The 22,977-nt window shown below is 57.3% G+C and carries 15 protein-coding genes; 6 read left to right on the top strand and 9 right to left on the bottom strand.

Features of this window, described 5'->3' with window-relative positions; all coding sequences use genetic code 11:
* Positions 1-105: 105 nt before the first annotated feature.
* On the top strand, positions 106-3,564 hold the full coding sequence (locus DRW39_RS20435) for a ThuA domain-containing protein (protein WP_116108947.1): 3,459 nt from the start codon (positions 106-108) through the stop codon (positions 3,562-3,564).
* Here the strand turns inward: DRW39_RS20435 and DRW39_RS20440 are convergent.
* The 4 genes from DRW39_RS20440 to DRW39_RS20455 form a co-directional block, all read right to left on the bottom strand.
* Positions 3,561-4,652, bottom strand: coding sequence for a tryptophan 2,3-dioxygenase family protein (locus tag DRW39_RS20440; protein ID WP_116108948.1), 1,092 nt, complete (start codon positions 4,650-4,652; stop codon positions 3,561-3,563). The genes DRW39_RS20435 and DRW39_RS20440 overlap by 4 nt on opposite strands.
* A 655-nt stretch (positions 4,653-5,307) precedes the next feature.
* Positions 5,308-6,294, bottom strand: a complete 987-nt coding sequence (locus DRW39_RS20445) for a T9SS type A sorting domain-containing protein (protein ID WP_157976268.1) — start codon at positions 6,292-6,294, stop codon at positions 5,308-5,310.
* Positions 6,295-6,483: 189 nt separating this feature from the next.
* Positions 6,484-7,353: an HAEPLYID family protein gene (locus tag DRW39_RS20450; RefSeq protein ID WP_116108966.1), complete on the bottom strand. Its 870-nt coding sequence runs from the start codon at positions 7,351-7,353 to the stop codon at positions 6,484-6,486.
* A 73-nt stretch (positions 7,354-7,426) separates the two neighbouring features.
* Complete coding sequence (locus DRW39_RS20455) at positions 7,427-7,813, bottom strand: hypothetical protein (RefSeq protein ID WP_116108950.1); 387 nt, start codon at positions 7,811-7,813, stop codon at positions 7,427-7,429.
* 84 nt (positions 7,814-7,897) lie between these two features.
* On the opposite strand from DRW39_RS20455, the gene DRW39_RS20460 reads away from it, so the two are divergent.
* Complete coding sequence (locus DRW39_RS20460) at positions 7,898-8,899, top strand: endonuclease/exonuclease/phosphatase family protein (protein WP_116108951.1); 1,002 nt, start codon at positions 7,898-7,900, stop codon at positions 8,897-8,899.
* Positions 8,900-8,918: 19 nt separating this feature from the next.
* On the opposite strand, the gene DRW39_RS20465 is transcribed toward DRW39_RS20460, so the two are convergent.
* Entirely contained in the window at positions 8,919-9,452 is a 534-nt protein-coding gene (locus tag DRW39_RS20465; protein WP_198664967.1) for a DUF421 domain-containing protein, read from the bottom strand.
* Positions 9,453-9,830: 378 nt separating this feature from the next.
* Here DRW39_RS20465 and DRW39_RS20470 point away from each other — a divergent pair, with 378 nt between their 5' ends.
* Complete coding sequence (locus tag DRW39_RS20470; protein WP_198664968.1) at positions 9,831-12,260, top strand: ATP-binding protein; 2,430 nt, start codon at positions 9,831-9,833, stop codon at positions 12,258-12,260.
* 361 nt (positions 12,261-12,621) lie between these two features.
* Positions 12,622-15,108, top strand: a complete 2,487-nt coding sequence (locus DRW39_RS20475; RefSeq protein ID WP_116108954.1) for an ATP-binding protein — start codon at positions 12,622-12,624, stop codon at positions 15,106-15,108.
* 359 nt (positions 15,109-15,467) lie between these two features.
* On the opposite strand, the gene DRW39_RS20480 is transcribed toward DRW39_RS20475, so the two are convergent.
* From DRW39_RS20480 to DRW39_RS20495, 4 genes are all read right to left on the bottom strand, one after another.
* Positions 15,468-17,996 carry a cellulase N-terminal Ig-like domain-containing protein gene (locus DRW39_RS20480; protein WP_116108955.1) on the bottom strand — a complete coding sequence of 843 codons (2,529 nt, stop codon included), beginning with the start codon at positions 17,994-17,996 and terminating at the stop codon, positions 15,468-15,470.
* Positions 17,997-18,444: 448 nt separating this feature from the next.
* A complete protein-coding gene (locus DRW39_RS20485; protein ID WP_116108956.1) occupies positions 18,445-19,320 on the bottom strand; it encodes a hypothetical protein in 876 nt (291 codons plus the stop codon).
* A 129-nt stretch (positions 19,321-19,449) separates the two neighbouring features.
* The gene (locus DRW39_RS20490) at positions 19,450-19,911 is read right to left on the bottom strand and encodes a 3-oxoacyl-ACP synthase (RefSeq protein WP_116108957.1); all 462 of its coding nucleotides are present in this window, start codon (positions 19,909-19,911) and stop codon (positions 19,450-19,452) included.
* Positions 19,912-20,018: 107 nt separating this feature from the next.
* A complete protein-coding gene (locus DRW39_RS20495) occupies positions 20,019-20,363 on the bottom strand; it encodes a hypothetical protein (RefSeq protein ID WP_157976270.1) in 345 nt (114 codons plus the stop codon).
* Positions 20,364-20,725: 362 nt separating this feature from the next.
* Here DRW39_RS20495 and DRW39_RS20500 point away from each other — a divergent pair, with 362 nt between their 5' ends.
* Both DRW39_RS20500 and DRW39_RS20510 read left to right on the top strand, forming a co-directional pair.
* Positions 20,726-21,577: a transposase gene (locus tag DRW39_RS20500; RefSeq protein ID WP_157976271.1), complete on the top strand. Its 852-nt coding sequence runs from the start codon at positions 20,726-20,728 to the stop codon at positions 21,575-21,577.
* A 1,192-nt stretch (positions 21,578-22,769) separates the two neighbouring features.
* A partial coding sequence (locus DRW39_RS20510; RefSeq protein ID WP_157976272.1) for a hypothetical protein occupies positions 22,770-22,977 on the top strand: 208 nt, incomplete at its 3' end.

A 22,977-nucleotide genomic window follows, 5' to 3' on the forward strand; every position in this document is an offset into this window, starting at 1 on the left:
GAGTGAATACGGTGATTGGCAGGAAATATACACCCTATTGTCTTTTACGAAAGACAATAAACCGTTGATCCGTATCTTCGTTAGCCTACACAATCGATTTTGATCATGCCCCAACGTCCCCTTCTCTCCCTCCTCGGCGCGCTCCTAATTCTTCTGATCCAGGCCTGCAGCAGCGAACCGCAGGAAACCAGCCTCCTCGTCTTCAGTAAGACCGAAGGCTTCCGCCACGCCTCCATCGAGGCCGGGCAGGAAGCCCTGAAGAAAATGGCGGAAGAGAAAGGCATGACCGTCGAGATCACCGAGGACGCGGACGTTTTCACCCAGCGCGAACTGGATAAGTACCGCGCCGTGGTCTTCCTGAATACCACCGGCGACGTCCTGAACCCCGAGCAGCAGGAAGCCTTCGAACGCTACATTCAGGCCGGGGGCGGCTACGTCGGTATTCACTCGGCCACCGACACCGAGTACGGATGGCCCTGGTACGGAGAGCTGGCCGGTGCCCGCTTCCTGGATCACCCGAGTGACCCCAGCAACGTGCAAACGGGTCGCATGGAAGTGGTCGATACCACCAGCTGGGCGACCGCGATGATGCCCGCCGAATTCGAGTGGACGGACGAATTCTACAACTTTAAGGAGATCAACGACGCCATCCAGCCGGTACTGACGATCGATGAATCCACCTACGTCGGCGGTAAAAATTCCGATTTTCACCCGATGAGCTGGTACCACGACTTCGACGGCGGACGGGCTTTCTACACCGCCCTGGGACACACCGACGAGGCCTTCGCCGACCAAATGTTCCTGGATCACCTCTACGCCGGTATCAACTACGCCACCGGTGGCGAAGACCCCCAACCACTCGACTACAACAACGCCCGGCCGGAGGAGAATCGCTTCGCCAAGGTGGTACTCGCCGAAAACCTGAACGAACCCATGGAGCTGACGGTGCTGGACGAGGACCGTGTCCTCTTCATCGAGCGCAAGGGCGACGTCAAGCTATATAAGAATAGCACCGGCGAGCTGACTACCATCGCCAGCATCCCCGTCAGCACGGTATACACCAGCGCAACGGGCGAGACTTCCACGGCCGAGGACGGTCTGCTGGGCCTTAACAAAGACCCTGACTTTGCCGATAACCAGTTCATCTACCTGTACTACTCCGACCCGGATACGTCGGCCAATATCCTGTCGCGCTTCACCATGAACGGCGACGAGCTGGACCTGGACTCCAAAATCGAAATGATTACCGTACCGGTGCAGCGGCTGGAATGCTGCCACACCGGTGGTTCCATTGCCTTCGACGGCGAAGGGAATCTGTACCTGAGCACGGGCGACAATACCAACCCCCACGCCTCCAGCGGCTACAGCCCCAGCGACGAACGGCCCGGCCGCTACCCCTGGGACGCGCAGAAGTCATCCGCCAACACCAACGACCTGCGCGGCAAGATCCTGCGCATCACCCCCCAGGACGACGGTGGGTACACCATCCCGGAGGGTAACCTCTTCCCCGAGGGTACGGATAAGACCCGCCCGGAGATCTACACCATGGGCCACCGGAATCCCTTCCGGATCTACGTGGACAACCACACCGGCTACGTGTACTGGGGGGACGTCGGCCCCGACGCCCGCGAGGCGAATCCCGACCGGGGCCCCGCCGGCCACGACGAGGTGGGTCAGGCGCGGAAGCCCGGCAACTTCGGCTGGCCGCACTTCGTAGGCGACAATAAGGCCTACAACCGCTACGACTTCGCTTCCCAAACCTCCGGGGAGAAGTGGGACGCGGAAGTACCCGTCAACCGCAGTCCCAACAACACCGGACTGGAAGAACTGCCCGCCGCCCAAAAGGCCTTCATCTGGTACCCCTACGGCAGCTCGCCCGACTTCCCCATCGTGGGCAGCGGCGCGCGGAATGCCATGGCCGGACCCGTATTCTACAGCGAGGATTTCAGCGGCGCCGAAGGGGCCTTCCCCGAATACTACGACGGCAAGTTCTTCGCCTACGACTGGATGCGCGGCTGGATCCTGGCCGTGACCATGGACGAGGAGGGTGACATCGAGCACATCGAGCGCTTCATGCCCAACTATAAATTCAGCAACCCGATGGACATGCAGTTTGCCGACAACGGCGACCTGTACATGCTCGAGTACGGCTCCGGCTGGTTCAGCCAGAACCCCGACGCCCGACTGGTACGCATCGAATACAACGGCGGTAACCGTCTGCCCCAGGCCACGGCCGTAGCCGACAACACCGGCGGGGTACTCCCGCTCCAGGTCAACCTGACCGCCGAAGACGTAGAGGACCCGGATAACGACGAGCTCGACTACCAATGGACCGTAACGAGTGACAAAGGATACAGCAAAACCTTCGACGACAAGGACGTAACCCTCGATCTCGACGAGCCCGGTAGCTACACCGCCCAGCTGGTCGTCTCCGACGGTCAGGGCGGCGAGTCCAAATCCAGCGTGCAAATCGCGGCCGGTAACGCCGTCCCCGACGTACGCCTCGACCTGGCCGGCGCCAACCGCAGCTTCTTCACCCCCGGTGAGCCCATCCGCTACACCGTGGAAGTGGAGGACGCCGAGGACGGTAGCCTCGGACAGGGCATCGACGAAGGGCAGGTGGCCCTTACGATGGACTACCTCGCCGAAGGCTACGACCAGGTGGAAGTAGCCCGCAATCAGCGCGGAGCCGACGCCGGAGCGATGGCCATGCAGGGTGAGAGCCTCATCAATGAGAACGACTGTATTAGCTGTCATGCCATCGAGAAGGAGTCGGTCGGACCTACCTACAAAGCAGTTGCCGCCCGCTACGCCGGGGAGTCCGGTGCCCGCGATTACCTGGTAGGCAAGATCATCCAGGGCGGCGGCGGCGTGTGGGGCGAGAACGTGATGTCAGCTCACCCCGATCTAGACGAAGACCAGGCGACCATGATGGTCGACTACATCCTGGCCCTCGACACCGGTGACGACGGGGAGAAACTTCCCCTCGCCGGCACCTACACCCCGGAACTACCGGAGGGTGATCCCGGTCAGGGCGTGTACTTCCTCCGGGCCGCCTACTCCGATAAAGGTGCACCCGGCCTCGGTTCGCTGATGTCCGAAGACGTGCTGGTCCTGCGTAATAGCAACGTAGGCGTACATACCTACGATGAAACCGATAAGATCCAACCCTACACGATGGGCGAGAATCGCATCTCCATCGCCGGCGGCGACGGGGCCTACATGATGCTGCGGGACGTAGACCTGAGCGGCGTCACCGGGATGACCGTAGCCGCTACGGCCCCCAAACCGCGCGCCAATGCCGTAGGGGGTAAGATCGAACTGCGCCTCGACGCTCCCGACGGGACCCTGATCGGTGAGTCAAAAGTGCTGGAGCCGAGTGAGGAGTTCTCCTTCGCCCCCACTATGCTGGAGATCCCCATCGAGATGCCGACCGATGCCGGCGAGGGTTCGCACGATCTTTACCTCGTATTCGTCAATCCGGGCCACCCCGACGATACCATCATGGTAGTCTCCGGTACGCGTTTCCACGTCGGGAATGCCGGTGGACAGATGAGCCGCTAGCGGCCCCGAAAGTAGAACCCCAGCCCGCGGGCCAATTCTTCCGGTAATGCGGGAAGGGCGGACCGCGGGATGAGCAGCGAACTGATGTTGTGCAGGTCGCGAAAGATCTTGTGCCGCTCGGCCGTCTGCGCCAGGTAATTGTGGCCCGACGACCCGCCGGTACCGATCTTGTTACCGATCATCCGCATCACCATCTGGGCGTGGCGGTAGCGCCAGGTCGTCAGGGCTTCGTCGATGATCATCAGCTCCGTCAGCAGCTGGAAAGGAATGTTGAGGATGGGCTGGTCGCGGTACAAATTGATCAGCAGCGCCGCGATGGTGGCGTCGTAGCTCAGGCGGGCTTCGCCCTGTTCGATCATCCGTTCGTGTTCCGCCCGGTCGAGCACATGGCGGAAGTAGGTGGTGGTATCACCCAGCACCCGTAGCCGCATCTCCTTCATTTCGGGGCTGAGTTCGCTGTCGCGGATGTGCTGCTGATCACGGGCGATCATGCGCTCTACGGCCTCTTTGTAGTTGGACAGAAAATCGAAGTCGCCAAACTGCAGAAAGGGCGTCCGTTCCAGCCACCGCTCCACCAGCTCGAAAAGGCTGCCCCCTTGCTCCACCGTATCCAGGCGATCCTGCTGCTCCTCGGTGAAGACCGTTTTGTAGGATTTACCGTGGTAGGTCAGCCGGTCCTCCTCGCGCAGTCCCAGCGTTGTTTCGATCAGCCGAAACTGTACGCTCTGGAAGCCGGAGGCGGGAAAGAGGTAATCGCGGAAGTCGAGGAAATCGAGCGGCGTCATCGTCTCCATCACCTTCACCTGCTCGATCAGCAGGTCGATGATCACGCTCACCCGCCGCAGTCGCAATAGCACCGTATGCATATTATCCTCCCGCACCCGCTCCTCCCGGAATAGCAATAGCACCGAGTCCAGCTCCGTCAGGATCTGCTTGAACCACAGCTCGCACACCTGGTGCATGATGATGAACAGCGTCTCGTCGTGGGCCGACTCCCCCACCGCCTTACTGCGCTCCTTTTGAAGGCTGAGGAGGGCGTCCAGTTCCAGGTAATTGTGGTAGTGGATGGTGGTGTATTTGTCGGACATGAAGATTTACGATTTCTGATTTACGATCTACGATTGGGCTACCGCATGGCTCTGCTCGCCCGACGGCCCGATATTTCCCAATTAGTAATTGGCTTCTCTTGGTAGCTCGCCTGCGGCTCGTTTTTCTCAACACGGATTACGCGGATGTAGGGCACGGATTACACACGGATTTTTATGGGGTCGCTCGCCTGCGGCTCGTTTTTTTTACCGCAGAGGACACGGAGAGCGCAGAGGCGAAGTTGAGTTATTGTCGTAGATGATGCCGTGGCGCTGTGGTAACTTGGTGCAGCACGCAGTGCCATCTGTGTTCAAACCCTCAGCGTAACTCCGCGTCCCTCAGCGACTCTGCGGTTGACTCGTCGCGCAGCGACCCAAGAGAAATCCGTGCCCTAAAGCTGTAATAATCCGTGTGCACCCGTGCACTCGCGCAGCGACAATACCTCAAGCAGCGTAGCAACGCCCGCTTCCGAATCCAATATATTAATGGCATACGAAGGAGGGGAATTGGGTCGGCTTGCTTAAGTAGTTTTTTTTTGCGGCGGAGCGCAGGTAAAGAGCTGGTTGGGAGACGGGGGGTGCTTCGGGGGCGAGTTTCGGGGTGCGGGGTGCGCTCGAACCTGGATTTTCATGATGAGCATCTCACTCCAGGGAGGCCTTATCGCACCATCAAACGCTCCGTAAAGCGGACATCCGTACCGCCGAGGAAACTAACCAGATACACTCCCGCCCGTAGTTCGCCGACGGGAATGCGATCGGGCAACGTGTCGTCAGTAACGATTTCGCGGACCAGCCGACCTGTCACGCTGCGGATCTCGATGCGATCCACCTGCTTCGGAATATTGGCGAATTGCACGTAATCATCCGCGGGATTGGGGAATAACCGAAAGGATGGATCGCCCGAGCCGGGAACGGAGACGGTATTGCTGTAGCTTGAAGTACCGTCGAAATCCGTTTGCCGGATGCGGTAGTAGCCGTCGGTGGCCGGAGCGGGGATCGCGGTGCGGTAGATGACCTCATCGGATCCATTTTCGATGTAAGCTATTGGCTGAACCGGCTCGGATTCTTTTCCCGCCTGCCGTTCAAGGAAGTAACCGGCTACGTCGCGCTGGTCGGCGACACTAAAGGTGAAGGTCACCGTCTCGTTGGATTGGGTATACACGAGCGGTTGAGTCCAGGTGACCGGTAGGTTGCTCTCCAGCACGGTAAATTCCTTAATGAATCGAGGAAACAAGAATCCGTTTCCCTGATTTTGCCCGATGGTGATGGTCGCGGTACCCGCCCGAATGGGCATGATGGTGATCTTGTTTGTTCCCCGGGGGATGGGCACTGAACCCCCGTCTTCATTTAGGAGGTAGGTTTCCGATCCATTTTCAACGCGGATCTGGCCGGGCGCACCCTCTCCTTCGTATTCGAGGATGGCGACAAAGCTTGGCCGGATTTGAAATGGAAGTCCATCAAACTGAATATACTCCGGGACGAATACGCAGCGATCATCGTCGATACCCGCCGTGAATTCTTCCGCCTGAAAAAAGTAGAGTAAGAAATCCTCCCAGCTGACCGGGTCATCGCAGGCTTGTCCGTAAGCGGAATGGCTGAGGCCCAGCCACAGAATGGCCAGGCAAAAATAGCTTGGTTTGTGCATGTCGACAGTGTCTAATACGGCATAAAGCCGGGTGATCGGGTAATAGCCCACGAGGAAGATAAGGATGTTAAGCCTTCTATTTCTCGCTATCGGTGTTAAATTTCTACTGCCGAACAATAAGCACCCGGCCAAGCCGAAGCTCCGCCGGGTGCTGCGCTCAATGTTCCATTCCGTTCAGGAATCGGCCGTTTAGTGCCTGCCCTCCGAACCCGACGCGCCCGGCTCCCAGATCAGCCGGACGAAGGAGCTGAAGCGCTCGTTTTCTCGGTAGAGTGGGATGCCGGCTACGATGCCGATCATCAGGTTATCCGCGATGCCCAGGCGCATCTGCGGCCGCAGGGTCATATCGAAGTCGCCGTGGTCGAGGGTTTTATTGAATTCTACCCCGATGAAGTTGCGCGTCCCCGGGATCATGTAATGGAGGTTACTGTTGATATCGTAGGTGGTGTGCCACTCATCGGTAGCGTAGTGCTGTTGTACCTGGGGGCCGGTGTAAACCAGCGTATGCCAGTTGCTGCCCCAGCGTTTAGCTACGACCAGGAAAGGATTGTAGACGTTACCGGTTATCAGGGGCTTGCCGAATTGACCGAAGTCGGACAGCTCGAATTCGTTGATGTAACCGACGGCCATGGAGGTGGCCATTCGCTCGTTGACGAAAAAGGACCACTGGGCCGCTACCTTGATGCTTTCCAGCCGGTTGGCGGGGACATTCGCCCCTTCGGTACCGTTGACCGGGGAATAGAAGGTAAAGGGGAGCTCGACCTCCAGCCCCAGCCGATTGACCGGAGCCCACTCGTATTCGATGAGGGCCTCGTAGGTATCGAAATCCAGATTGTCGGTGAGCCCGAAGCCGAGGTTCCATTCCCTTTCCCCTTTTCGGGCACCCAGGTCACGGATCAGATCGATGTAGAGGGGTTCCGCGTGGAGCACCTTGGGGGGTAGTTCGTCTTCCACCTCCTGTAGGTACAGGCTGTCCTGTATGGCATTATCGGTTTGGGCGGAGGAACGGAAGGATAGTGTCAGCGCAAGGGCTAACGGGAGCATGAATTTAAAGTACATGTTGATTTGTTTGAGATACGGAAGTATCCGCCGACCCAGCGGGATCGGAACGGAAAAGGCGTGCAAAAACAAATCAGGCCCGCGGCGGGGGAGCGTCGATACGGTGGTGACCCGCCGACTGCCGGTCCGCGTACGGCGGATAGCCCCGGTGCCCGGGCGTCGGGAGGGGCGGATGCAGGACGACATCGAGCTTACCCGTCAGCAGAGCGATCACCTTGGCCGGCCCGTTGCCGAGTTTCTCTTTCCTGTCGTCATCGTCGTATTCGGCGAAGGCATCTTCAAAGCCGAGCCCCATTTCAACGATCAGCTCGATGATGGATTCCTGGTCGTTGTGCGTCAGGTCCTCCGGCACGTGGTGGGCGAACATATCCGGTGCATCCACGCTCAGGTTGAGCAATCCGGCCGCCATCACCCCCCAGAAGAGGCGGAGATAGTTGCTATGCCGGATACGGTGGATCATACAGGGGGGTGAATGAAGAGAATGCAACCGACCCCCTTCCTGTTCAATGGAGGAACAAGGCCCCATTCCGCCGGTTGATGCAGTATGTCCGTGCTCCGCAACATCGTCTTTTACCTGATCATCCTGGTGGCCACCGTGGTGACCCTGCTCAGTCTCGCCTCGCTCATCTACGATGTATCCTATTGGTACACCAAGGTGCTGGATTTTCCGCGGACGCAGTACCTGATCGTCGCCGTGATCAGCCTGATGTTATTCGTCGCACTGAACCGCAAATGGCGGGCACCGGCGATCGCTCTCACGCTCGGACTGGTAGCTACTATCGCTATTCAATCCTACGACGTGCTCCCCTACCTGATCGGCAAGAAGCAGGTCACCGACCGGGAAGCCGGCTCCGTGGATGAGGGGCGAACCGTAGGTATCATGCTCGCCAACGTTTTGATCACCAACCGGAAGGCGCAGGACTTCCTAGAGATCGTCAGGGAGCGGGACCCCGACATGCTGCTGGTCATGGAAGTCGACGACTGGTGGATGACCCAGCTACAGCCTCTCGCCGACCGCTACCAACATAGCATGACTTACCCGACGGATAATGCGTACGGAATGGCCCTTTATTCCAAGTATCCGCTCTCGGAAGCGGAGACAAAATTCTTTAATCTCCCGGACGTCCCATCCTTTCACGCTACGGTAAGCCTGCCGTCGGGGGAACGTTTCCGCTTCCATGGCATGCACCCGGTGGCCCCCGTTCCCAGTAAGAAATATCCCGATAACCAGGGGGAAAAGGAGGTTGCCTTCGGGAAACTGGCCGAAATGCTGGCGGACGAATCCCTGCCCGTAGTGGTGGCCGGCGATTACAACGACGTAAGCTGGTCGCATACCGCCCGCCTGTTCCAGGATAAGGGTCAGCTTGCCAACGTGCGGATCGGGCGCGGGCTATACAATTCGTTCGATGCGCAATCGTGGGTGATGCGGTGGCCGCTGGATCACTTCTTCGTCAGTCCCCGCTTCTCCGTCGTCGAACTGGACCGGCTGGAGGCCTTTGGTTCGGATCACTTTCCGATGTACGCCCGGCTGGCCCTGGAAGAGTAAATTGCCCGCCAGGCCTGGCTTATGATTGGGTGGGTAGGGGATTGTCGTCGTCGTCCGATTCCTCGTCGTCACTTTGATCCTCGCCCTTCTTTTTGCTGATGACCGAAAAGCCACCGTCGGATTCCAGGATGATCAGATCGATGTCCTTCAGATCGTGGTGGCCGTGGGAACGGGCAATGGCGAAGAGCTCCCGTTTGGTGAGCCGCGCTTCGTAAATGGCCTGGGGCTGAATTTTCCCCCGGCGCACGAGGATCACCGGCTCCGAACGAACCAGGCTGGCGAATTTGTTGGAGCGGACGGAAAAATAGGCCAGTAAGAACTGAAGAAAACACAACAGGCTGATGGCCAGGATACCCTCCACCAGGGCGACGCCTTCGGAGAGCAGCATGGAGGCGAAAACGGATCCGAATGCCACGGAAACGGCCAGGTCGAAGGCGTTCAGCTTGGCAAGGGTCCGGTTGCCGGATATGCGCAGGGCAAACACCATGAATACGTAACCAACCGTACCGACGATGAGGGTGCGCGCCAGCCCAGCCCAATCCTGATATATCATCTCCGAAAAATCCATGCGCGTGGGGGCTTTGCGGGAGAACCGGTGTAACGGACCGATGTTTCTGCTCCCCCATTTGAACAGGGTTTATATCCTGCGCCCCGCCGCCCAAAGGTCGAGCCTCTATTTCTGTCGGGCGGACCACCTCAGAAAGGACCCGGGGCATACCAATCCGGCTTTAGCCGACCGGTGTCCGCACCTATGACCCGCTTTCGCAGTTCAAACAACGAATCCCGCGCAACGTATCCTATTGGCAAGCGATCCTAAACAATAGTTTGCCACGACTTGCCGGACATACACCCCGCAAAAGCCATGATAACCGGTCGTACCGCTGCCCCTGACATCTACCGATCCATTTTTATGGCGGCTCCTACCCCATGCATGCTGCTGGAACCCAACCCGCCGCACTTTACGATCCGGGCGGTAAACACGGCTTACACGGATTTTACCACCGACGATCCCGAGCAGCTGATCGGTCAGGGCCTGCTGGACTGCTTCCCCCGAGAACCGGACGAGGAGCTGGCCGCCGCGATCGAAAGCCTGGGGCGCTCGCTGATGCGGGTCATCGAATTGAAAGAAGAGCACAGGATGCCGGTGCTGCAGCATCACCTGTACGTGCACCCGGACCTTAGCTCGGACTGCGCGCGGCGCTTTTGGCGACCGCGAAATTCACCGGTCCTGAACGACGAGGGCGAACTGGAATACATCCTGTTCATGATCGACGAGCAAACGGAGCAACGGATAGCGGAAACGGAACGCCAACGGTACGCTATCGTGGCCAGCGACGTAATGGCGAAGGCGGATTTCGAAGGGAACTTCAGCCACGTAAGCGATCGCTGCGAAGTCGTACTGGGCTGGACGGCGGAAGAAATGATGGCCATGCCGTGGAGTGAGTTGGTCCATCCCGAAGACCTGCCGATTTCGGAGAAGGTGTTCGCCTTACTCCTGGACGGCCAGGAGATTCGGCAGTTCGAAAACCGCTATCGCTGCAAGGATGGCAGTTATCGCTGGCTCAGCTGGAACGCCTTACCCTTTCCCGAAGAGCGAACGGTGTACTGCGCGGCGGGCGACGTCACGCAGTCCCGGCGTCTGCGATCCATCGCCGACGGGCAAAAGCGGGCCATGGAACTGTCCATGCAGGGTGCTTTGTTGCCCTCCATTCTGCAGCGCCTGACCCTCGCTATGGAAGAGAACGTGACCAGTGGCGTCCGGGCCTCCATTCTGTTGCTCAGCGACGACGGCCAGCACCTGCTTACCGGGGCGGCACCGAGCCTGCCCGCCAGCTACAACGATGCCATACACGGAATGAAGATCGGTATCGGCGAGGGATCCTGCGGTACGGCTGCCGCTACCGGTGAGATGTACGTGGCGGAGAATATCGCCACCGATCCGCACTGGGAAGATTTCCGGGAGCTGGCGCTCAAGCATAAACTGTACGCCTGCTGGTCTACGCCCATCCTGTCCAGCACGGGGGAGGTGTTTGGCACCTTCGCGCTGTACTACGACCAGCCGCGTAAACCGACGAAGAACGAAAAGCAGCTGGTCGGCATCATTTCCCGCACCGCCGGCATCGTGATCGAACGGGAGCAAAACCTGAACATCCGGCGCAAAACCCAACGCCAGATCATCAAGGCCCGCAACGAGGCACAGGCCGCGAACCTGGCCAAATCGGAGTTCCTGGCCAATATGAGCCACGAGATCCGAACTCCGATGAACGTCGTCGTGGGCGTTGCCAACCTGCTGGGGCAGCACGAAAGCCTTACGCCGGACCAAGAGGAACTCGTTCATACCCTTAAGAACAGTGCAAACGGGCTGCTGGAATTGATCGACGACCTGCTGAATATATCCAAGATCGAGGCGCACGGCATCGAACTGGAGCGGGTTCCTTTCCGGATGGAGCAATTGCTGGAGGACGTAGCGGATATGATGCGCCCCCGGGCGGAGAGTAAGGGGCTCACCTTCGAACTTAGCGGGCGGAAGAACCTGGAGGGGCGCTTCATTGGCGATCCGTCCCGTCTGCGGCAGATTATCCTGAACCTATGCAGCAACGCGATTAAGTTTACGGAGTCCGGCAAGGTGTCGGTACGCGTGAGCCGGGAAAGCGGGGAGCGGGAGGATCAGGACGAGGTGACGATCGCGGTTAGCGACACCGGAATCGGCATCGAGCAGAAGAAGTTGAAGACCATCTTTCAGAAGTTCACGCAGGCCGATAGCAGCATAAACCGAAAGTTCGGGGGAACGGGGCTGGGGTTATTCATCAGCCGGCAACTGGCCCAATTAATGGACGGCAAACTCTCGGTGGAGAGCGTACCGGGAGCCGGGTCCACCTTCACCCTGCGGGTCCCGCTGCTGAAGGATGCCGGCGCGGCCGTGTCCGCGATCCCGACACGGCCCGGCGAGGATGAGGTACAGCCCGTTAAGAAAGAAATCCGGCGCGTGCTTGTCGTGGAAGACTTCGAGCCCAACGCGATTATCACCACCCGTTACCTCCGCATCTTCGGCTACCCTTTTGACGTTGCGGTGAACGGTACCCAAGCCGTGGAACGAGCAAAGAGCGGCGAATATGCCGTTATCCTGATGGACGTGCAGATGCCCGAGCTCGACGGATTTGAGGCTACCCGGCGCATCCGCGCATATGAAAGGGCGCACAAGGTGAACCGCGTGACCATCATCGCCATGACCGCCCACGGTCTGGCCGACGACCGCGATCATTGCCTGGAAGCCGGTATGGACGATTACCTCGCCAAGCCCTTTAGCTCGGCCGAACTCGCGGACAAACTCAGGTGGGCCATCGGATCGCCAACAAAATAGACTGTAACGGTATCTAAATCGGGGTAATCAGGGGATATATCACCCGAAATCCCTAACTTCCCTGGGGAGGACGGACTAATTGCCCACCGCCATGCCTTCCCCCAAGCCGAACCCTCTGATTGTGTTACTCTGCCTGCTTTGCTTTCCTCTTATTTACTTACTAGGCTGCCTGTTTCGCTACTCCTTCGGGTGAGCAGCCGTATTACAGCGTTACCACAACTATAGGCGGCTCTCCGGGTTAATTTTTTAACTAGCCCATCGGATTTTTGGATACCTGCACAGTATATCTTTGCCGGGTTAATCGATTTTGCCATTTTCCGGACCCTCGTCGTACCGGGTGGTCGGGTAAGAATTTTGTCTCGTGAAAAGTGATTCTTCCGAACCGGACATTGCATACGAGGCCATTTTCATGGCGGCTCCGAGCCCCTTTTTGCTTTTGAAGCCCGACGCGCCACGCTTTACCATCCTTACCGCCAACGAGGCCTATACCGAGGTTACCAATACCCGCAAGGAGGACTTGGTCGGCCGCCCCCTCTTCGAGGCCTTTCCGCCGAATCCGGCCGAGGGTGGGGATAACGGGCAGGAGCGACTCACCAACTCGCTGCATTACGTACTCACCCACCGGAAGGTCCACGAAATGCCGGAGCACAAGTACGACCTGGTGCGCGAATGGGGCTTCGAGGAAAGGTTCTGGAAACCGCTCAACCGACCCATATTCGATGAGCACGGCAATATCTGCTACATCCTGCACCGCGTGGAGGACGTTACGGAGCGGGTCCGGATGGAAAGGGATCGGAACCAGTTTTTCGGACTGGCCACCGATATACTGGTTAAGCTGGATTTCACCGGTCGCTTCCTGGAAGTGAACAACGCCTTCGAGACGATACTGGGCTGGAAGCCTGACGAGATGGTCGGGCAACCCTGGACGCGTTTTACGCACCCACAGGACCGGGACAAGACCGAAGCGCTATTCAAGCAGGCGCTCAACAGCGACCCGTGCCAGCAGTTTGAGAACCGCTATATCGGCCAGGATGACAATTACCACTGGCTAAGCTGGAAGATCCGAAGCGACCCGGGCGAGCAGGTAATCTACTGCGTGGCTACCGATGTCACCCAGTCGCGGCGGCTGCAAGCCGTCACGGAGGGACAGAAACGGGCGCTGGAGATGTCCGTCAATGGGGAGCCGCTTTCGGACATCCTCGAGCTGCTGCTGCGTACCATGGAGGAGAACGCCAGTCTGGGCGTGCAGGCCTCGATCATGCTGCTCAGTACCGATGGCCGGTCGCTCCTGGCGGGTGCCGGCCCTAGTCTTCCGCCGGCCTACCTCGAAGCTTGTAACGGGATACCGGTGGGTCCGCAAATAGGCTCCTGTGGTACGGCCGCCTGGTCGGGCGAGGTGTATGCCGCCTACGATATTGCTACGGATCCGGCCTGGGACAATCCCGGTCGCCAACTGGCCATGGAACACGGACTGCAATCCTGCTGGTCTGCGCCGATCTTCAGTACCGGGGGGCAGGTCCTGGGCACCTTCGCGCTCTACTTTCACCAGCCGACGAATCCTTCACCCCATAAGATACAGCTGGCGGAGATCATCTCCCGCACAGCCGGCATCGTGATCGAGCGGCAGCAGAACGCCGTCGTGAAACTGCAGGCCGAGGAGCAGTTGATCCAGGCCCGCAACCAGGCGGAGGCCGCCAACGTGGCGAAGTCGGAATTCCTGGCCAACATGAGCCACGAGATCCGCACGCCGATGAACGTGGTCATCGGCATTTCCAACATCCTGAGCACGCAGGAGACCCTGACCCGGTCGCAGTCCGAGTTGGTCGGCACCCTCCAAACCTCCGCCGACAGCCTAATGGCCCTGATCAACGACCTGCTCGACCTGTCCAAAATCGAGGCCCGGCAGATCGAGTTGGAAATGGTGCCTTTCAGCATCGGTCAGCTGGTGACGGACATTGTCGATATGATGACGATCCGGTCCGAGCAGAAGGGGCTCAAGTTTTCCTCTTTCGGTCACTACGATTGTCACGATATGGTAGTGGGCGACCCGACGCGGTTGCGGCAGGTTATCCTCAACCTCTGTAGCAACGCCCTCAAGTTCACCCACACCGGGGAGGTGGCTATCCACCTCAGCTGTGAACCCTCCGGGCTAGCGCATACGCAGAACGTTACCATCTCCGTCAGGGACACCGGCATTGGTATCGAGACTTCCAAGATCCAGACCATCTTCCAGAAGTTCACGCAGGCGGACAGCAGCATCACCCGCAAATTCGGGGGCACCGGCCTCGGACTGTCCATCACCAAGAAACTGGTGGAAGCCATGGGCGGTACGATCACGGTCGAGAGCACCCCGGGGGAAGGATCTACTTTCTCTCTCTGCGTCCCCCTGGCTCTGGATGTTGCGAAGGTCGATGAGGTAACACCGCCCGACGTAGCGGGGCCGGCCCGGAACTTTTACGCCGGGCAGCGGAAGCGGGTGCTATTGGTGGAGGACTTCGAGCCCAATGCCCTCATCGCCGGTCGCTACCTGCGCGTGTTCGGGTATACCTACGACGTGGCCTCCAACGGAAAAGAGGCCATCGAGCGGGCCCGCACCGGCAACTACTTCGCCATCCTGATGGACGTCCAGATGCCCGAGGTCAATGGGTACGAGGCGACCCGGATCATCCGGGAGAACGAGCGGAATACGGGCTCGGCCCGTACGCCGATCATTGCCATGACCGCCCACGCCATGGCGGGGGACCGGGAGCGCTGCCTGGAAGCGGATATGGATGACTATCTGGCTAAGCCGTTCCGCTCGGAGGAGCTGATGGAGAAGTTGGCGGCGGTGCAGGGTAAGGAGCTTTAGCGGTCTGCCGAATGCAGCAAAGCGGAATTCGTCCGCCCGCGGGCCGGGGTGGGAGATCAATCCCATAAGTTTGTATGCTCGTTGGCGCTCTTTTTTTGCAGAGCCGCGTAGGAAGCGGAGGCATTTACAGGGGGACTGCAAATACACTCGCACACCGCGGGTCCAGGGTCGAGGTTTTCTAGCCGGAGGGGGGCTCCGGGGCGCGTAGGGGCGGTTTTGTCTCACCGCAGAGGGCGCGGACGTGGGCGCAGATATTTTATTGCGCTGATCGCTGCTGCCGCAGCGGGGGATTCCGCGGAGGAGCCACCCCGCCCCCCGGGCAGACCAGCTAGCGCTGGGTGGGCCAGGGGGCGTTACCCCTATTCCACCATATTCTTAAAGGCCGAGCCGAAGATCAGGTAGGCGGTGTTGCCACCGATGGTGCCTTCGTTCTGGCCCCAGAGGAAGGGCCAGTCGTCGTAGTTCTCAAAGTGGTCGGGTTGGCGGAAGAGGAGGCCGGGGGCGACGTTGCCGGGAATGAAGGAGAAATCGGCGCGGTTGTTGCCGTAGAAGACTTCCTTCGGGCGGGTAGCGCCCAGGGTGGCTACCAGCGAGTAGTTGTGATAGGGGTGGTTGCCGTAGAGCCAGCCGGTGACCTTGAAGGCATTGTCGGCGCTGATGACTTCGGGGTAGTACTTATTGGCGAAGCAGATGGTGGTGCCGAAGTTGACGATCTGGCCGGCGCCGGCCCAGTTGCGGAGGGTGATGGGTACACCGTAGGGATTATCGTCCTCGAGTTCATCGATGTAGTCTTTGTACTTGACCACGTAGGGACGCAGTTTCTCCTTGTAGGCTTCATCCATGTCGGGGATCGCGTGCAGGGCGGTCAGGATGTTCCAGGTGAGCATCTGGTCGAGGGCCGGCCAGAGGAGCTCCAGGAATTTATCGGCGTACTCCTGCTCGCCGGTCGACTTGTACAATTGCAGGTTGGTGGAGACGTCCGCACCCGCGCCCCAGCGGCGCTCGGGAGCATCCTCCGGCTCGTTGGCGATCAGCTCGGTGGCCTCGGCAAGGAGCCGCTTCGACTGGGCGAGGGCCCGCTCGGATAGCTCGTCATTGTAGCCCTTCAGCGCACGGCTGGCCGCGGCGAAGGTGGTGGCTGCCCGCAGGTCGCGGCGGGGGCTACGGCTGGTGAAGGCCCACATATCGTCCTTTACTCCGCTGGACTTACCGTCCTCGGCTACCTCGTAAGGTCCCAGTTCCGGATTGTAGGGTAGGCCGTCGGTGATGGAAGCTGCGTCGCCGAGGTGGTGGTAGTTGTCGAGTACGGAGTTCGTCAGGGTCAACGCCATGTGCCCGATGATCTCGGCCTGGGCCACCAGGTTCAGCGTACCGTGCTCGAGGAACTGCAGCACGTCGGGCTTACCGTCGGGACGGTGGAGGTCGACGTAGCGCTGCTCTTCGTCCACGAAGGTGCGGTCGCGTTCGGGGGCGAAATACTCCCAGGTCTGGGCGAAGTTTTCCACCACGCCGAGGTTGGCTCCCGTCTCGATGTCGAAGTCGCCGGCGTCGAAGAAACCGCCAACGTTGAGGCCGGGGATGAGCTCCAGGGCTTCGTAGTCGGTGTCGGTGGTCGGACCCTGTGCGTGAATATCGAAGTGGTCGGTATTCGGCGGTGCCTGCCGGTAGCCCTCCTTGAAGGGTTCCCCGTGCCAGACCCGGTAGCCCTCGTTGACGAACATATGGTTCATGTGGATGGGAATCCAGATGTCGCTGGTGGCGTCCGTGATCTGGTCGTAGACGCTCTCGTCGATGAGGAAGTTGTTGGTCTTGACGTCACCGTATTGAATGTAGTAGATGCCGGGGGTGGTGACCTCCGAGAAATCGAACTTCACGTAATGGTACTTGAAGTAGTCACCCCAGGGATCGATGGGGCCGTTGAAGGCCTCGGTGGTGGTGCCGTCTTCCTCTATTTTGTACAAAGAGGCTTCGGCGAGGGGCTCGTCGGCCTTATCCAGTTCGATGACGGAGACCTTGGGTTGCGTCGGCAGGTAGCCGACCTGCGAGAGCCCCACGTTGGGTTCCCGTACCCAGCCGTCGATGGCATTGGGCTCGACAAGCCAGGTCAATACCTTTCCGGTTTCGCCGGCGGGCAGGACGCTGCGGACGACGAACCAGCCGTTCTGCGCCAGGATGCGTCCGTCGAAAAGCATCAGGTCCGTATCCTCCGAGGTGATCTTGACCATCCGCTCGGGATCGTCGGGGGCCAGCAGGATGGTCCGGCCGGTTTCCAGGGGGAGCGGCTCGACGTAGGAGCCGGTACCCCGGTCGTCGTGGGTCACGTAGCCCTTAAATTGCTTAAGCTTCTCGCTGTTGGGCCGCGTTCTGGTGTCGCCGACCACGTAGCGGGGGAAGCGGTTGAGGCGGCCGTCCATCGTATAGACCTTATTCCAGTACTTGGAGGGCAGGAACTCGAGGTTAAACCCGGCGTCTCCTTCCAGTTCTGCAGGAAGTGGCTCATCGAGGTAAACGGATATCTCCACGCCCTTTCCCTTCGGGGTGACGATGACCCGCGATTCGAAATCGTAGTCGTCGTAGCGCAGCGTTGCTTCGATGGTTCCGGCAACGGAGTCTATCGTACGGGTGGTAATATTGGGCACCAGGTCCCATTGCTCCGGTGTATTGGAGAGGCGCACCGCCCCACCCTGGGCGGTACGGACGCCGTGGTGAATGATTTCTATACCGGCGTTCTTCTCGTCGTTGAATCCCCCGGTGAATTCATTACTGTAGACCAGGACGTTCACGCCCTGGGTTTCGAAGTATTCGAGGTCGTTAAGCATTAAATCCTGCGCTCCGACGCCCAAAAGGGGGAGCAAGAACAGGGTGAGGGTCGAAAGTGTCCATTTCATAGCTGATCGATTGGTTTTTCGGCATACGTGCCGGGGAAGCCCAAGGTACAAGTTTTACGCAATCGTTTGCGTGGGATGGATGGGGATTCCGTCTGCCTGCCGCCCAGGTTGCTTGCTCAATTTATCCATTTTGGCGTTGGCGGTGTACAGTTAGAGTCATGTAGATACCAGTCATCAGCCAACTGCCGCTTAAATATCGGCACCAAAAGTAAATGGACGGTCCGCGAGGGAAGGGGTACAGTTTGCCAAACGTCCCCATCAACATAGGTATGGGGCTATGGACCGCACAAACCCGCCAGCGTACACACTGGCCGAATCGTGTTTGGCGGCGGTGCGCAGGATTTAATGAATGTCTCGGACGGTTTGGGGATCTTACAATCCGTAGCACGTTGGAATCACTGCTTCGGTAAGGATTCGCGGCGCTAACTGATTTAGCGGAACGTCAATTTTACTTAAATTCTATACGAAGTCCCAGATCCCTTGCTCTATTGATAAAAGCATGGATGTTCGTCGGATTCCATTGTGTACAAGTCGCTATGGAGCTATCCTTGAGCTTTATGACTTCTTCGGGCTTTATATAATGTCGTTTGTGTCCCCACCGCTGATAGATATCTTCTGCGGTCTCTATTGTATCGAATACCCCCAAGCTTCCCTGTAATTTGCGAGGGAAGGCTTCCTTCAGCTCGGCGAAGGAAATTAATGGATTCATATCTACATAGTACCCTACCGCTGCATTGACTAGTCTTCCTTTGTTATACTCTTCTCCATTAAATATGAATTTCGAATAATCCTTATTCGAGTACCGATATGAAAAGAAGGTGTCCGATACCACGAATATTTCATTCTCTTCACTCCTAAACCTTCTGACAATCATACCCGCTATGGGTATCCCCAAATATTCATATCCGTTTCTCAATTTTTCCTGCAGTTCGGGGCTGATCGAATTCCCAATCAAGACGCCTACCCATTTGGGCGCGGTATCCTCGCTCCAGTAATCCCCCATCTGGACTATTTGCTCCCGCTGATTGAGATAGTCTTGGAGTTGCAACAGCGTGGACTCATTGATTTCGTTTAATTTTAGCTCCACGATTGCGAGGTACTCCCCGCCGTATTTAGCGAGAATGTCAATTCTTCCATCTCCGCTCTTGCGGCCAGCCTTTAATGCAATTTCAGCATCCAAGACGGTTACGTCGTTAAAATTATCTTTATCGAGGATAAGTATATCTTCATTTTCCAACAGATATGCTTCCATCGCCAACTCTTTCCAGAAGGGGTATTCTTTTAGCGTGATGTTATTGGCGGTAACTTGTCTGAAAATATCCAAAGTGAAAATGGGTTTTAAAATTCAGGGTTAGGGGAACCTTGTATTAATAAGCGAATACTGTATACCATCGGTCTCCGCAAGGTAGTATTTCCTACGCTCCGAAAATTGGTCAAGGCGACCGAGTTAAGCCTAATAAATTTCTAAAATCCTCTGACTCCCCCCATTAAAAACGATCTCCTCCCCCACCCCACGGTTTAGCAACTCCTGCCCGATCGGCGAGCCGGCGGATATGCAGTAGAAAACCTCCCCGTCCAGCTTCACCTTGCCCAGTCCGACGGCCAGGTAATACCGCCCGCGGGTCGTGACGACCAGGCTGCCCTTGCGTACGCGATCACTTTGCCTGTCCGGCTCCAGCGTATCCAGCTCCCGCTGTGCTTCCATTGCCTGTTGCAACTGGTGACCGGCCTGCGCTTCCTCCCGGTGCAGCATGGCCCGACCGGTTTCGTACTTATCGCCGACGCTGCTCTTCGTCTCGCTTTCCCGGGAGGCATGGATACCGGCCAGGATGTTTCGGACGGTGGCGATGCGGCGGGCTACGTCGGCCTGGCAGGCTTCGTGGAGTTGGGCTTTGGTTTGGGTGGGGTTTTGCACGCGGGCTGTGGCGGTTAGTCATGTGACTGAAATGGGCGGGCAGAGCTGTTCTGCTCATCCCGGGTGATAAGGTAACGGAACCCGTACAACTGCGGTGTAAGACTACCCTACCAGTCCCTCCACTCCTCCGTGATGTCTTCTTCCCGTGCGTTGAAGCCTTTGAAGTGGCCGGCAAGAATGATGATCTCCGCGATGTCTTCTCGCTGATCGGTCTCGATCAACGCATACGCGCATTTTTCATTCAGGTCGTTCAACGCCAAAACCGTCCTTTCAACCACCCGCATCGCCTCCTCCCTCGATTCCGCATTTTCCATTTCGTTGAGGTAGCGAGAAAGCAACTGCATACAGGTCGCTACGTCCCTTTGGTCGTATTCGGGCTGGGCGGCATCGATGTAGTCAAGCATTCCGCCTTCTAGCCTGGCCTGGATTTCCTTGATTTCCGGATTGTCCATCTCTTTTTTTGCTTTTACGTGGAACGCCAACTTCACCGCTAAAATGAAGTATTCTTACGAAAACAGCGGAAGCTATTTCTGTTTTCCGTCAGCGTAGATCGCTTTGAAATTGATTCGTAGAACCTTCCCCATAGCCCGGAAGTACGATACGCATAACGACCATGGTGAGATCAGTTACCCCGGGCTGGATCCGGCGCCGTGACCGAATATCAACTTACCTCTCCGCTCTAATCCTTTATGGACATCAACTCCGTCAAGCCCATCGGGGAAATGATTTCAATACTGCCGTCCTTTTCGATAACTGCGATCCGGGTAAATTCTCCTTGGTAGTACCAGAAGAAGTCCGTAGAAACTGGTTGGGGATGCTCGTAATCATCAACGACATCACTTTCCACACCCAAAACAGCTCCGAGATCGCCCATGCTTACCAGTTGGTGCCCGGGGCCGATAGGGACGCGGTATACCTCTACGATCGCCTCTACGCCAGTTTTGCCCTGGCGTACCTACACGACCGCCGGGGCTCCGATTACGTCATTCGCATGAAGACGGACGGTGGGTCGACCCTGGTCAAGGACTTTGTACAAAGTGCTGATAAAGAGTGCATCGTAACCAGCCGGCTCCGTACCGGGCGGGGGTATAACAAACTTAAAGAACTGGGACTCCGACCCGGACGGAACTCACCGTTCCGGGTACGGTTAGTGCGCGTAGAGCTGGAGGACGGAACCGTGGAGGTGCTCCTGACCTCCCTGACCGATCGGCGGCGCTACCCCCACGGTGTCTTCAAGTGGCTGTACGGCAAACGGTGGGGCGTGGAAACGGCCATCTTCACCCTCAAATCCTTCCTGCAGCTAACGCTGATCTCGGCCTACACCCAGCCCGGGGTGGAACAGGATCTCTGGGCCAGCTTCGCCTTCTACAACCAGCAGAGCGTCCTGGTCGCCGCCAGTGAAGAGAAGGTAAGACAAGCCACCGCCCACCGCGAGTACGCCTACCGCATCAACCGGAACGTGACGGCCGGGATGCTGCAGCGTTTTCTCTACCACATCTACCTGGACGGCCCGGCTACCTGGCGAAGGAAAATGCTCGTCTTATTGGAACTGATGCCCCGCTACACCGAGCCCTACCGTCCGGATCGTAACCGGGCACGGGAGCGAAAAATAATGCGGATGAATAACCGGCATATCCACGACCGCCGGAGGCAGCAGCGCAGCTAAAAAAATTATAGAAAAGCAGTATAAACACCCGCATATCTACCGTCACAGTAGCCCTCGTACAACGAGGGCGGGCCAGGGGTGTGTTCACACCGAATCAATGAAAATAAGGCAGGCTGGTATAGCTGGAAAACGGGCCCTGGCTAGGGATGAGAAAAACAAGGCGGCGCCTTAACTTAATATTGTTGGCGCAGTGTTGGCGGATGGTGCCTTTTAATTATCTACTTTGTAACTGCGGGCTCGGTAATGCCAGCCAGCTTTGCTGTGGCCGACCACGGAATGACTCGCGGTAGTTTGTTCCTTCATCTGTGGCTAATATCAATCAAAATTCCGCGGCCACTAAAGTCCGACAAGGTAGGAATGGCTCTGTCTAAAAACTTCGTAACGTTTAAATTACCTTAAGCGAGCCGATTTTTAAATATATAAATTTATGCCTATACAGATTAGGGAAGTATTAGATAGAAGCTATTGTTAATAGCTATTTCAAAGCTATTTTACTATAGCTATCTATTAATGCAAACATTAAGGGCAGATTGATTAGAAGGCTAATCCCTTCATAAGGCACGTTACAGAAATAGCAAATGAATACAGATATGCCGGTAACAGGCAAAAGGTATAAAAACGAAAAATTTTCCTTCCGCAGAAATTCTTCGCTTATAATTTGTTTTTTAACTGCCTTTTCAAATACATAGTAATTGATGGCACCTAATATCGAGAATATGGCAATAGAGTATAACATAGTTACTGTTTGTGATAAAAGACTTGATAGTAGAATCTCCTGCAAGATCTAGAATGCTTGATCTGATCCCCTTTTACCGTAACTTATAGCATCGTCCAATGCTTATATTGTTTGGCTTCAATTGGAATGTGTAAAGGACAATCAAAGTTCACGTCGAGTGACTTTCACGGGTTTCATTTTGCAAATCTGTAGAGATTGGGGCGATAGCTTTCTGAATATGCTACCTACTAGTTTGGATTGCTACTATGATGTTTGGTGCTGGCATCTCCGCCAACGATTGCCTACCCGACGGCCGCCTGCACCGGCACACTTTTCGGGTGTCGAAATTCATTGAGACCGTTTTTAAAGCATTGATAGCACCCATAAGCTAAACCGGCGGCTGTGCGTGGTAGGCGGTGTTTACGGCCATTAAGCTAAGTTATTTCACAACATTAGGTTTCTCCTGATCTTAGACGGATGACCCGCGCCCTGACCCGCTTCCTCTCCTTTCTACGTGCCTTCTCCGATCTCAACGCAGAGGCTCGCCAGAAGTACATTGTGGAGCCCCACCGACGGTTTACCCGCTCCAGTCCGCTGACCTTCCGGCGGACCGTTGCCTTTATTCTGCAACTCGTGCGTAAATCCACCGCCGTTGAGCTGCACGATTTCTTTGTCAGCCTGGGAT

The sequence above is a fragment of the Lewinella sp. IMCC34191 genome (genome assembly GCF_003390935.1).
GTDB lineage: Bacteria > Bacteroidota > Bacteroidia > Chitinophagales > Saprospiraceae > Neolewinella.